This is a genomic window from Klebsiella sp. GB_Kp047 (assembly GCF_040065235.1).
Taxonomy (GTDB): Bacteria; Pseudomonadota; Gammaproteobacteria; order Enterobacterales; family Enterobacteriaceae; genus Klebsiella; species Klebsiella quasipneumoniae.
The window spans coordinates 476,926-489,050 of sequence record NZ_JBEAJG010000041.1 but is presented as its reverse complement, the minus strand read 5'-3'; the positions used below and the strand labels follow the sequence as shown (position 1 = coordinate 489,050).

The 12,125-nt window shown below is 62.0% G+C and carries 9 protein-coding genes and 1 pseudogene; 7 read left to right on the top strand and 3 right to left on the bottom strand.

Annotated features, from left to right (window positions below; translation table 11 throughout):
- Positions 1-53: 53 nt before the first annotated feature.
- Positions 54-1,328, bottom strand: a complete 1,275-nt coding sequence (locus ABLV76_RS22910) for a Glu/Leu/Phe/Val dehydrogenase (protein ID WP_348878493.1) — start codon at positions 1,326-1,328, stop codon at positions 54-56.
- Positions 1,329-1,540: 212 nt separating this feature from the next.
- Positions 1,541-1,687 (bottom strand): annotated as a pseudogene (locus ABLV76_RS22905) (hypothetical protein).
- A gap of 169 nt (positions 1,688-1,856) precedes the next feature.
- On the opposite strand from ABLV76_RS22905, the gene ABLV76_RS22900 reads away from it, so the two are divergent.
- The 6 genes from ABLV76_RS22900 to ABLV76_RS22875 are packed head-to-tail and all read left to right on the top strand — an operon-like array spanning position 1,857 to position 9,368.
- Positions 1,857-3,062: a bifunctional succinylornithine transaminase/acetylornithine transaminase gene (locus ABLV76_RS22900; RefSeq protein ID WP_049115197.1), complete on the top strand. Its 1,206-nt coding sequence runs from the start codon at positions 1,857-1,859 to the stop codon at positions 3,060-3,062.
- An 18-nt stretch (positions 3,063-3,080) separates the two neighbouring features.
- Complete coding sequence (gene astA / locus ABLV76_RS22895; protein ID WP_080837678.1) at positions 3,081-4,103, top strand: arginine N-succinyltransferase; 1,023 nt, start codon at positions 3,081-3,083, stop codon at positions 4,101-4,103.
- Positions 4,094-5,560 (top strand): succinylglutamate-semialdehyde dehydrogenase, encoded by a 1,467-nt coding sequence (gene astD / locus ABLV76_RS22890; protein WP_049004372.1) that lies wholly within the window; start codon positions 4,094-4,096, stop codon positions 5,558-5,560. The genes astA and astD overlap by 10 nt, the downstream gene beginning before the upstream one ends.
- 21 nt (positions 5,561-5,581) lie before the next feature.
- Positions 5,582-6,922, top strand: coding sequence for an N-succinylarginine dihydrolase (astB, locus tag ABLV76_RS22885; RefSeq protein ID WP_064187288.1), 1,341 nt, complete (start codon positions 5,582-5,584; stop codon positions 6,920-6,922).
- A gap of 10 nt (positions 6,923-6,932) precedes the next feature.
- Positions 6,933-7,928, top strand: coding sequence for a succinylglutamate desuccinylase (astE, locus tag ABLV76_RS22880; RefSeq protein ID WP_004204082.1), 996 nt, complete (start codon positions 6,933-6,935; stop codon positions 7,926-7,928).
- Positions 7,929-7,937: 9 nt separating this feature from the next.
- Positions 7,938-9,368 (top strand): amino acid permease, encoded by a 1,431-nt coding sequence (locus tag ABLV76_RS22875; protein ID WP_017898712.1) that lies wholly within the window; start codon positions 7,938-7,940, stop codon positions 9,366-9,368.
- Positions 9,369-9,587: 219 nt separating this feature from the next.
- Here ABLV76_RS22875 and ABLV76_RS22870 read toward each other — a convergent pair whose 3' ends face one another.
- On the bottom strand, positions 9,588-10,913 hold the full coding sequence (locus ABLV76_RS22870; RefSeq protein ID WP_004204084.1) for an MFS transporter: 1,326 nt from the start codon (positions 10,911-10,913) through the stop codon (positions 9,588-9,590).
- 381 nt (positions 10,914-11,294) lie between these two features.
- Here ABLV76_RS22870 and ABLV76_RS22865 point away from each other — a divergent pair, with 381 nt between their 5' ends.
- Positions 11,295-12,095 carry a YdcF family protein gene (locus tag ABLV76_RS22865; RefSeq protein WP_004204086.1) on the top strand — a complete coding sequence of 267 codons (801 nt, stop codon included), beginning with the start codon at positions 11,295-11,297 and terminating at the stop codon, positions 12,093-12,095.
- Positions 12,096-12,125 lie beyond the last annotated feature (30 nt).

Genomic DNA, 12,125 nt, shown 5'->3' with positions numbered 1-12,125 from the left:
GGCAAAAAAAAGGGGCGGCGCAATGCCACCCCTGGTGCACTTTCTGACGGGGATCAGCCCGGGTAGATGCCGCGGTCTTTACGCGCCATCAGGATGCGCTCGCAGGCCACGATATAGGCGGCGGTACGCAGCGTACATTCTTTCTCGGCCGCTTTATCGCAGACGTGAATGATGGCGTCGGTCATGATGCGGTCCATCTTGGCGTTGATCTCCTCTTCGCTCCAGAAGAAGCTGGCCATGTCCTGCACCCACTCAAAGTAGCTGACGGTCACCCCGCCGGCGTTACAGATAACGTCCGGCACCACGATCACGCCGCGCTCGGCCAGCACATCGTCCGCTTCCGGATAGGTTGGGCCGTTGGCCCCTTCCAGCACCAGTTTGCAGGTCAGCTTCTCAGCGCGCTCGCGGGTGATTTGCCCTTCCAGCGCCGCCGGGATCAGGATGTCCATTGGGGTGGTCCAGAAAGCCTCTTTATCAATCTCCTGGGCGCCCGGGAAACCCGCGATCTGCTTTTTCTCCGCCTGCCAGGCGGTGAGGGCGGCCATATCAATCCCGCCTTCGTTGTACAGGGTAGCGGTGTGATCCTGAATAACCACGATACGGGCGCCGACGCCGGCGAACAGGCGCGCTGCTTCGCTACCGACGTTACCAAAGCCCTGCAGCGCCACTTTAGCGCCTTCAATTTCGATGCCGGCGCGACGGGCCACTTCCCGGCCGGTGACGAACACGCCGCGTCCGGTGGCTTTTTCACGACCGAGGGAGCCGCCGAGGTGGATCGGTTTGCCGGTGACCACGCCGGTGATGGTGGTGCCATGGTTCATGGAGTAGGTGTCCATCATCCACGCCATTACTTTGCCGTTGGTGCCAACGTCCGGCGCCGGAATATCTTTCTGCGGCCCGATGATAATGCCGATTTCGCTGGTGTAGCGGCGAGTCAGGCGTTCCAGTTCACCTTCCGACAGCGAGAAGGGGTCGACGCGGATGCCGCCTTTGGCTCCGCCGTAAGGAATATTGACCGCGGCGCACTTAATGGTCATCCAGGCAGAAAGTGCCATGACTTCGTTAAGATCGACATCCGGATGGTAGCGAACACCACCTTTACCCGGTCCACGCGAAAGATTGTGCTGAACGCGATAGCCCTCGAAGTGGCGAATGGTGCCGTCGTCCATCTGCACAGGGATGTCGACGATCAGCGCACGCTTCGGATGGCGCAGGGTTTCCACCCAGTAGGCAAGATCGGCGAGATAAGGCGCGACACGGTCGATCTGGCGCAGGTAGGTGGTCCATGGAGATGTACTACTTTCAGATGCGTAAGATAACTTTTCCATAAGAGTCCTGTTTCTCAGTGTTATTTATGTCGTGTAAAACCGTGGAATAGCTACAGCAGTAAACTCTGTGCAATGAATGGTATCACCAATTTTATAAAGCGGTATTTGACGGCAATTCCGATTTTTAAATTTTTGTTAGATTTTTTATTTTTTAAGTGAATAACTACGCACAAGAACCACCCGCAAGCTGTGAATTTTAATTCACTTTTTATTCACTTAAGTGAATAGGAAAATATTTTTTCTATGTTTTTCATTATCTTGATGATCTTCAAAAAGTGAATAAATTGCGTTTCCCCGTATTGACAATCTTATTGTTCACAGGCCAGCATTAGCCCACACAACAACATGGCATTAACCATGAATTAACAATTACCCGCGCAAAGAATAGGGCTTAACTTTTCTGTGGTGAATATTTTTACCATCGCAGCGGGCGCGCTCGTGCCCAAAATAAGCCGAGGGTCAGGGTTAATGTCGATTGTCCAACGCGACGGGAGCGTTTTCCGTCGCCTTACGTTCCGGAGATAAATTATGTCAGGCAGCATGACTCGCGAAGATTTTGACGCTTACCTGGTTCCCTGTTTTGCCCCCGCGCCGTTTATTCCGGTGAGGGCGGCGGGCTCCCGCGTCTGGGACCAGCAGGGGAAAGAGTATATTGATATGGCGGGCGGCATCGCAGTGAACGCCCTGGGCCATGCTCACCCGGCGCTGGCAGAGGCCCTCCAGGGGCAACTGGCGAAACTGTGGCATATCGGCAATGGCTATACCAACGAACCGGTGCTGCAGCTGGCGAAAACCCTCGTGCAGTCCAGCTTTGCCGACAAGGTGTTCTTCTGCAACTCCGGCGCCGAAGCGAACGAGGCGGCCCTTAAGCTGGCGCGGAAATATGCCCACGATAAGTTCGGCGGTGAAAAAAGCGAAATCATCGCCTTCAACCACGCCTTCCACGGTCGCACGCTGTTCACCGTCTCCGTCGGCGGCCAGCCGAAATATTCCAGCGATTATGCGCCGCTGCCGCAGGGCATTACCCATCTGCCCTATAACGATATCGAGGCGGTGACTGCGGCGATCTCCTCGCGCACCTGCGCGGTGATTGTCGAGCCGATTATCGGCGAAGGCGGGGTGATCCCGGCGGACCCGGCGTTCCTCCAGGCGCTGCGCGCCCTTTGCGATCGCCATCATGCCACCCTGATATTTGATGAGGTACAGACCGGCGCCGGGCGTACCGGCCATCTCTACGCCTACCAGCATTACAACGTCGTCCCGGACATCCTCACCAGCGCCAAAGGGCTGGGGGGCGGCTTCCCGATCGGCGCGATGCTGGCGAAAGAGGCCTGGGCGCAGGTCTTCCAGCCAGGCACCCATGGCACCACCTTCGGCGGCAACCCGCTGGCGGCGACCGTCGCCAACGCCGTGCTGGCCCATCTGGATGCGCCGCTGCTGGCGGGCGTCGGCGAGCGCCATGCGCTGATCGTCGACCAGCTGAATGCCCTCTCTGCCCGTTACGATGCGTTTAGCGCCGTGCGCGGCGCCGGTCTGCTGATCGGCGCCGAGCTGGCGGGACCGCTGCGCGGGAAGGCCAAAACCCTGACCAACCTGGCGGCGGAAGAGGGTGTGATCGCCCTGATTGCCGGTCCGGACGTGCTGCGCTTCGCGCCGGCGCTCAATATCCCGCTGGCAGATATTGCGGAAGCCTTCGTGCGCCTCGATCGCGCCGTTGCCCGCTTAACCCGCTAACCGGGAGGACGGCCTGTGATGCTATTTCGTCCCGTACGGGAAAACGATCTTGACGACATCGTCCGCCTTGCCGCGCGGGCGGGGGTCGGCATGACCTCCTTACCCCATGATGCCGGGCGCCTGGCCGCCCGGATCCGCCGCAGCATTGACACTTTTGCCGGCGCGCTGCCGCGCGGCCAGCAAGGCTTTCTGTTTGTGCTGGAAGACACCGCGCTGTCGCGGGTGGTGGGGGTCAGCGCCATTGAGGTGGCGGTAGGCCTGGACGAGCCGTTTTACAATTTTCGCATTCAGAAAACGGTCCGCGCCTCGAAAGCGCTGGGGGTCTATAAGCCCCAGGAGCTGCTCAATCTGAGCTATGACCACACCGGCCACAGCGAGCTGTGTACGCTGTTTCTCGACCCTGAGTATCAGCGCAACCGCAACGGTCTGCTGCTCTCCAAAGCGCGGTTTTTGTTTATCGCCGCCTTCCGCGAGTGGTTTTCGCCGCACCTGTTTGCCGAACTGCGCGGCTGCAGCGATGAGCAAGGGCAGTCGCCGTTCTGGGATGCGCTGGGCCATCACTTCTTCGAGATCCCGTTCGCCGATGCCGACCGGCTGACCGGCACCGGCATGAAAACCTTTATTGCCGAGCTGATGCCGGCGTACCCGATCTATATCTCGCTGCTGCCGGAGAATGCCCGTCAGGTCATCGGCCAGGTGCACCCCAACACCGCCCCCGCGCGGGCGATCCTCGAGAAAGAGGGGTTCAGCTGGCGCGGCTCGGTGGATATTTTCGATGCCGGTCCGGTGCTGGAGGCGGAGACCGATCAGATCCGCGCCGTGCGCGACTGCCAGTGCCTGCCGGCTCAGCAGTTGGCGGGCACGCTGTCGGCGCCGACGCTCGTCGCCAACGGTCAGTTCGACAATTTTCGGGCGCTGCTGGTGGCCCACGAAAAGCAGGTCTCACTGGACGCCGCCGCGCTGGATGCGCTGCAGGTCACTGAGACCGACCGCGTTTATACGGTAACCCTGAACCCAGAGGAAAACAGATCATGGCGGTAAAAGCACAGTTCATAGCCGGGCAGTGGCAGCCGGGCAGCGGCGCAACGATGAGCAAACTGGCCCCGGAGGATCAGTCTCTGCTGTGGCAGGCGGCCAGCGCGGGGGCCGACGACGTCCAGGCGGCCTGCGCCGCGGCGCGCGCCGCGTTTTATCCCTGGTCGCACCGCCCGCTGGCCGAGCGTATTGACGTCGTACAGCGTTTCGCCGCGCTGCTGGAGACGCATAAAGAGGCGCTGGCGACCCTGATTTCCCGGGAGACCAGCAAGCCGCTGTGGGAGACCCGCACCGAAGTGCAGGCGATGATCGGCAAAGCCGCCATCTCCATCGAGGCCTATCACCAGCGGACGGGCTTTCACGAGTCGACGATGCCGGACGGTAAAGCGCTGCTGCGCCACAAGCCGCACGGCGTGATGGCGGTCTTCGGCCCTTACAACTTCCCGGGCCACCTGCCCAACGGGCATATCATTCCGGCGCTGATCGCCGGGAATACTATCGTATTTAAACCCAGCGAGCTGACGCCGGCCACTGCGGAACTGACGGTCCAGCTGTGGCAGCAGGCGGGCGTCCCCGACGGGGTGATTAACCTGCTGCAGGGCGGGAAAGCCACCGGCCAGGCGCTGCTGGAAAACCGCGATATCGACGGCGTGCTGTTCACCGGCAGCGCAGCGGCGGGTTTCCACTTCCATCGCTACTTCGGCGGCCAGCCGGAGAAGATGCTGGCCCTCGAAATGGGCGGCAACAACGCGCTGATCGTGGCTGATGTGGCCGATGTCGATGCGGCGCTACATGTGATTATCCAGTCGGCGTTTATCTCCGCCGGACAGCGCTGCACCTGCGCACGCCGGCTGATTGTTCAGCGCGGCGAGCAGGGGGATGCGCTGCTGCGGCGGCTGGTGGAGGCCAGCGCGCAGATCCGCGCCGGGAAATGGGATGACCAGCCGGCGCCGTTTATGGGTGGGGTGATTTCCCTTGAGGCGGCGCAGAACATGCTGGCGGCGCAGCAGAAACTGGAGGCGCTTGGCGGCAAGGTGCTGCTGCGCCTGCGCCAGCCCGACCCGCACTCCACGGTGCTGACCCCGGGGATCGTCGACGTCACCGGTATCGAGGTGCCGGATGAAGAGTACTTTGGCCCGCTGCTGACGGTTATCCGTTACGACGACTTCCCGGAGGCGATTCGCCTCGCCAACCAGACCCGCTATGGCCTGGCCGTGGGGCTGATCTCCAGCGATGCGGCACAGTTTGACCAGCTGGCGGACGAGGCGCGCGCCGGGATCGTCAACTGGAACAAGCCGCTGACCGGCGCTTCCAGTAAAGCGCCGTTTGGCGGGGTGGGCGCCTCCGGCAACCACCGCGCGGCAGCGTGGTACGCCGCCGATTACTGTGCCTGGCCGATGGCCTCTCTGGTCAGCGACACGCTGACGCTTCCGGCGAACGTATCGCCGGGCCTGCCATTCTGATAACGGATCCTGTGAGGACATATGTCTGGTTTTGAAGCTAACTTTGATGGCCTGGTCGGCCCGACGCACCACTATGCCGGACTCTCCGTCGGCAATGAAGCCTCGCAAAATAACCGCGATGGTCTCTCTAACCCTAAAAAGGCGGCGCTGCAGGGGCTGTATAAAATGAAAGCCCTTGCCGATCGCGGATTCGTGCAGGGGATTCTGCCGCCGCAGCCGCGGCCGAACCTGCGTCTGCTGCGCGACCTGGGATTCGAGGGCAGCGATGAGCAGGTCATCCGCCAGGCGGCCCAGGCGGCGCCGCAGCTGCTCTCCGCCTTCAGCTCCGCCTCGTCGATGTGGACTGCCAACGCGGCGACCGTTTCGCCGTCGGCGGATAGCGCCGATGGCAAAGTTCATTTCACCGTCGCCAACCTGAACAATAAACTGCACCGCATGCAGGAGGCGCCCACCACCTCGGCGATCCTGCGCGCCACCTTCGCCGATCCGCGCTACTTCGCCCACCACGCGGCGCTGCCGCAGCATGGCGACCTCGGCGACGAAGGCGCGGCCAACCATAACCGCTTCTGCCGGGAGTACGATCGTCAGGGCGTGCAGCTGTTTGTCTACGGTCGACGCGCCAGCGGCGGGATCGCCCCGGTGAAGTATCCGGCGCGGCAGACCCTCGAGGCCAGCGAAGCGGTGGCCCGTCTGCACCAGCTGGATCCGCGCTATACGGTGTTTGCCCAGCAGGCGCCGCAGGCTATCGATCGCGGCGTGTTTCATAACGACGTTATCGCGGTCAGCAATCGCCATGTGCTGTTCCACCATCAGCAGGCGTTTGTCGATCAGTCGACAGTATTGGCGACGCTGCGGGCAAAAAGCGACAGTCTCAATATTCCGTTTACCAGCGTGGAAGTGCCGGACGAGCGGGTGTCGCTCGATGACGCGGTGGCCTCCTATCTGTTCAACAGCCAGCTGCTGAGCAAACCCGACGGCAAGATGCTGATTGTGGTGCCAGAGGAGTGCCGCCAGCGGGAAAACGTCTGGCGTTACCTGAGCGATCTCGCGGCCGACAGCGCGTCGCCGATCGATGAAGTGGCGGTTTTTGACCTGCGGGAAAGCATGCGCAACGGCGGCGGCCCGGCCTGCCTGCGGCTGCGGGTGGTGCTCAACGAGTCTGAACGTAAGGCGGTCAACGCCCACAGCCTGATGAACGACGAACGTTACCAGCAGCTGACGGCGTGGGTGGAAAAACATTACCGTGACCGGCTGCACGCCCGCGATCTGGCAGACCCGCAGCTGCTGCGCGAGGTTTATCAGGCGCTGGATGAGCTGACGCAGATCCTGCGTCTGGGCGCTGTCTATGATTTTCAGCGTTAAGGAGCGGCAGATGGAGCATCTGGTTAACGATTTACTGCACTGCCGCCTGCAGGCGTGGACCTTTCCGGCGGACATCGAGGCCCGCTGGCTGGGCGAGGGCATCCTGCAGTTGCTGCCGGCCACGCCGTGGCGTCAGGCGACGATCCTCTCCGCTGGCGTCCATGGCAATGAGACCGCGCCGACCGAGCTGCTGCTGCAGCTGACTCACGATCTGAGCCAGGGGCGGCAGCCGCTCACCCAGGCGCTGCTGATCGTTTTTGGTAACCTGCCGGCGATCCGCGCCGCGCGTCGCTATCTGCACAACGACCTCAATCGCCTGTTCGGCGGCCGCCATCTGGCGGTCACCCCGGGCAATGAGTCGCGGCGGGCTTTTGCTCTCGAGCAGGCGGTGCAGGCCTTCTATCGCGCCGCCGATGCGGCGGGGCCGGTCAGCCGTAGTCATCTCGATATGCATACCGCCATTCGCGGGTCGCTGTATCGCCAGTTTGCGCTGCTCCCGGCCCACGAGGAGGATTTTTCGCCCGGTTTCTATCAGCTGCTGCAGGCCAGCGGGATGGACGCCATCGTGCGCCATACCGAAGCGGGCGGGACCTTCACCCACTTCACCTGCGAAAAGTTCGCCGCGCAAAGCGCCACCCTTGAGCTGGGAAAAGTGATGCCGTTCGGCGCCAACGATCTTAGCCTGTTCGCCGCCGCCGACGCGGCGATCCGGGCCTGGATTTCTGACGCGCCGCTGCCGGCGCGCGATAAAGCGCCGGTGGATTACTTCCTGGTCGAGGAGAGCATCATCAAGCGCGAAGGGGAATTTACGCTCAATCTGGCGGCCAACGTCGAGAACTTCACCGCGCTCCCGGCAGGGTATGAGATCGCCCGCCAGGCAGAGAAACGGTGGGTGGTGCAGGCCCGTGCCCCCTATATCCTCTTTCCCAATGCCGGGGTCGCTACCGGCCAGCGCGCCGGGCTGCTGCTCCGCGCCGCGGCGCTTCACCTCCCGCAACCAGCCTGAGGAAACACCATGACTGAACATCAACATCAGGCGCCATCTGCCGCCGGAGGTGAAGGCGCGTCACAGCTTAAGCGCGGGCTTGGCGCCCGCCATATCCAGATGATTGCCCTCGGCGGCGCCATCGGCACCGGGCTGTTTATGGGGGCGGGGCGCAACATCGCCGTCGCCGGCACCTCGATCCTGGTTATCTATGTACTGGTCGGGTTCTTTACCTATATGGTGATGCGGGCGATGGGGGAGCTGCTGCTCACTCGCCATGACTACCGCTCGTTTGCCGACTTTGTCGGCGAGTATCTCGGACCGCAGGCCAGCTTTTATCTCGGCTGGACCTACTGGCTGAGCTGGGTGGTGACCTGCATCGCCGACGTGGTGGTGTGCGGGAGCTATATGCAGTACTGGTTCCCCGAGCTGTCGGCGTGGATGCCGGCCCTCAGCATGCTGGCTATCCTGTTCCTGCTCAACCTGCTGTCGGTGAAGATGTTTGGCGAGGCGGAGTTCTGGTTCGCCCTGATCAAGGTGATCACCATTATCGCCCTGATCGTCACCGGCGGCTGGATGATTGCCACCGGCTGGACCTCTCCGGACGGCGTGACGGCTTCCCTGAGCCATCTCACCGACCCGACGGCCTTTATGCCTCACGGTATCACCGGCTTTTTCGCTGGCTTCCAGATAGCGATCTTCTCTTTTACCGGTATCGAACTGCTGGGGACGATGACGGCGGAGACCCGCGATCCGCAGCGCATTTTGCCCAAGGCGATCAATGCGCTGCCGCTGCGGATTATCATCTTCTATCTGCTGTCGATGGTGGTGATCATCGCTGTCGCCTCCTGGCCGGGGGTGTCGGCGGAGACCAGCCCCTTCGTAACGCTGTTTGCCAAAGCCGGGCTGCCCGCGGCGGCGGCGGTGATTAACTTCGTGGCGCTGACCTCGGCGATGTCCTCGGCCAACAGCGGGGTCTTCTCCAGCACCCGCATGCTGTACGGCCTGTCGGTGGAGAAGCATGCGCACTGGCAGTTCCGCATTCTGTCGCGCAGCACCCGCATTCCGGTGCGCAGCCTGCTGTTCTCCTGCTTCTGCATGCTGATCGGTACGCTGCTGCTGTTCCTGGTGCCGAATGTGATGACCCTGTTCACCATCGTCTCGACCCTGGCGGCGATTATGGTGGTGTTCAGCTGGGGGATGATCCTCGCGGCCTATCTGGTTTATCGCCGTCAGCGTCCGGACCTGCATGCCGGTTCGATCTTTAAGATGCCCTTTGGCGTGGCGATGAGCTGGGTGAGCCTGCTGTTCTTCGCCTTCGCCATCTTCATCATGATCTTTGACCCGGACACGCTGCTGGCGCTGCTGGCTTCTCCGCTGTGGTTTATCGCGCTGTGGGCCTTCTGGAAGCTGAAGCAGCGGCGCGAGGGGCAGCTTCAGCTGGACAATCAGAGCGCCTGACACCCGCCGGCCCTGGCGGCCGGCTAAAGGGGGTGGCCAGGGCGTCTTAGCCGTTGTTCCCGTTCGTCTGCCCGGTGGCGGCTGGCACCTTACCGGGCCTACTGTCTTACTGAGCCTGGGATGAGCGGTTTCCCCCGCGGCGTGATCCCCCTGTAGGCCCGCGCAAGCGCAGCACCCGGGCAGGATGGTCGGCGCCGAGGTAGCCCGGACCGGCTGCGGTTAGGCGCTTTCCGCCCGGGAGCGCGCCGCGCCAGGGACGGATTTCATCCGGCTGGCGCAGAATATCGCCAGCAGCGAAATCGCCACCGTCACGCCCAGGTAGACGGCCACCGGTCGCCAGTCACCATCGTATTTCGCCAGCAGACCGGTGGCGATAAGCGGCGCGGTGCCCCCGGCCAGCGCGGCGCCCAGCTGGTAGCCGAGGGTGATCCCGGTATAGCGCACATTGGCGCTGAATATCTCTGAGCACAGGGTGCCCAGCACCGCGGTCACCGGCGCCCACAGGATGCCGAAGGCAACGATCGTCGCCAGCATAATGCCCCAGCTGGTGCCGGTGTCGAGCAGCAGGAACCACGGGACGATAAACAGCCCCAGCAGCACCACGCTCAGGGTGTACATTTTTTGCCGACCCACCTTGTCGGACAGCAGCCCCATCAGCGGGATCATCACGGTGGCCACCAGCGCGCCCAGGGTGACGGATTCCAGCGCCTGCGACTTCTGATAGCTCAGGGTGGTGGTGGCGTAGCTGACCACAAAGGTGGAGAAGATATAGAAGGGGGCGGTCTCCACCACTTTCAGACCCGCGGCGATCAGCACTTCCCGCCAGTGGTGTTTGAGCGTCTCGCGCAGCGGAGCCTTCGCCACCTGGCCAGACTGTTTCACCTGCTTAAAGGCGGGCGTTTCGTCGATGTCTTTGCGGATCCACAGGCCGAGGAAAACGAGGACGGAGCTGAGCAGGAACGGAATGCGCCAGCCCCAGGCGAGAAACTGCGCCTCATCGAACAGGGTCATCAGCGAGACGATGAAGGTTGCCATCAGCATGCCGATGGTCACGCCGGCCTGGGGAATACTGCCGAAAAAGCCTTTCCGCTTTTCCGGGGCGTATTCGTAGGCCAGCAGCAGCGCGCCGCCCCATTCGCCGCCGATACCCATGCCCTGAATAATGCGCAGGGTAATCAGCAGGGCCGGCGCCCACAGGCCCACCATCTCGTAGGTGGGCAGCAGGCCAATGGCCACCGTGGCGCTGCCCATCAGCGACAGGGTGAGCACCAGCGTCTTCTTGCGACCGATGCGATCGCCGATATGGGCGAAAATGACTCCGCCGATGGGGCGGATAAAAAAGGTGAGCGAAAAGGAGAGCCAGGAGAGGATCAGACCAATGACCGGGTCGACCATCGGAAAGAAGATTTTGTTAAACACCAGCGCGGCGGCGGTGCCATAGAGAAAATAATCGAACCATTCGATGGCGCTGCCGGTCAGGCTCGCGATCAGTACCTTCTTGTTTTTCTGCAGAATGGATGCAGTGTTGCTTGCTGGATTGCTCATTACGAAACGTTCTCCCGCCACGGTAAAAGGTCAGGTGTCACTCTGTGCGTGCAGGGTGCAACCTGATGTGAAAAAGGTTGTGTAATTGTTAAGCAACTTAGAGTTGATGGTTACAATTGGCAAGTTATCCCTCGGCAATGCGGGCAAGAAAACGCGCTTTTATCTGGTGTAACCGCGAGGTAAATTTTTATTTTCCACCTGTTTTTGCTGTTTTTTGTTATTTTCATGGTCAGTTATTCAGGTGCAACCTGCGTGTTTTTAGATGTTTCTTGTTATTTCAAAATAGTTACAAATCAGCGTCGCTTTGCGCCCCGGCAGGCGGCGTTTATGATGGCCAGACTATTCTCTCTGCGCGGCTGAGAGGTGATTAAGGAGATCAGAATGGCAGAACACTTTCCCCCGCTGTCGGCGACGACGCTGGCGGCGGCAAACCTGACCGGCGGCTGGCTGGCGCAAAACGATCTGGCGACGCTGACCGCGCCGCCGGCGGTGGATGTGGTGGTGCTGGCTGGCAACGCCGTGATCCCTACCATCGACGCCGCCTGCCGACTGGCGGTGGAGCAGGAGGTTCCGCTGCTGATCAGCGGCGGCGTAGGGCACTCTACCGGTTTTCTGTATGAGGCGGTGCGCGAAGATCCGCGCTACCGTTCGCTCGCGGTGGAGGGGCGTCCGGAAGCGCATATTCTGGCTGATATTGCGCATGACTTCTGGCACATTCCTCGCCCGCGGCTGGTGGTGGAGGATCGGTCGACCAACTGCGGCGAAAACGCGCGCTTTACTCGCACAATGCTGGAGAGTCGGGGGATCCCCCATCGTCGCGGGATCGTCATTCAGGACCCCACCATGCAGCGGCGGACGATGGCCACCTTCGCCCGCGTCTGGCAGGGGGCGACGACGCCGCCGCAGTGGCTGAGCTTTCCCGGCTGCACGCCGGTGCTGCAACAGACCGACGGCCAGCTGGGGTTCGTGGGCGGCGGGGCGGGGCTGTGGCCGGTGACCCGCTACCTGGCGCTGCTGCTCGGCGAACTGCCGCGTCTGCAGGATTCCCCTGAAGGGTACGGTCCACGGGGGAAAGACTTTATCAGCCACGTGACTTTCCCGCCGGAGATCCTCGACGCCTGGCGACAGCTGCGGGAGGATGACCGGCTCGCCGGGGCGCTGCAGGCCCGCATCCTCGGCTGATAAATGCCCGTTTGCGGCAGATTTATCGCA

What these genes read in the sequence shown, in the direction of transcription:
- ABLV76_RS22910 (WP_348878493.1), bottom strand. Translation starts at nt 1,328, where the DNA reads ATGGAAAAGTTATCTTACGCATCTGAAAGTAGTACATCTCCATGGACC.
- ABLV76_RS22900 (WP_049115197.1), top strand. Translation starts at nt 1,857, where the DNA reads ATGTCAGGCAGCATGACTCGCGAAGATTTTGACGCTTACCTGGTTCCC.
- astA (WP_080837678.1), top strand. Translation starts at nt 3,081, where the DNA reads ATGCTATTTCGTCCCGTACGGGAAAACGATCTTGACGACATCGTCCGC.
- astD (WP_049004372.1), top strand. Translation starts at nt 4,094, where the DNA reads ATGGCGGTAAAAGCACAGTTCATAGCCGGGCAGTGGCAGCCGGGCAGC.
- astB (WP_064187288.1), top strand. Translation starts at nt 5,582, where the DNA reads ATGTCTGGTTTTGAAGCTAACTTTGATGGCCTGGTCGGCCCGACGCAC.
- astE (WP_004204082.1), top strand. Translation starts at nt 6,933, where the DNA reads ATGGAGCATCTGGTTAACGATTTACTGCACTGCCGCCTGCAGGCGTGG.
- ABLV76_RS22875 (WP_017898712.1), top strand. Translation starts at nt 7,938, where the DNA reads ATGACTGAACATCAACATCAGGCGCCATCTGCCGCCGGAGGTGAAGGC.
- ABLV76_RS22870 (WP_004204084.1), bottom strand. Translation starts at nt 10,913, where the DNA reads ATGAGCAATCCAGCAAGCAACACTGCATCCATTCTGCAGAAAAACAAG.
- ABLV76_RS22865 (WP_004204086.1), top strand. Translation starts at nt 11,295, where the DNA reads ATGGCAGAACACTTTCCCCCGCTGTCGGCGACGACGCTGGCGGCGGCA.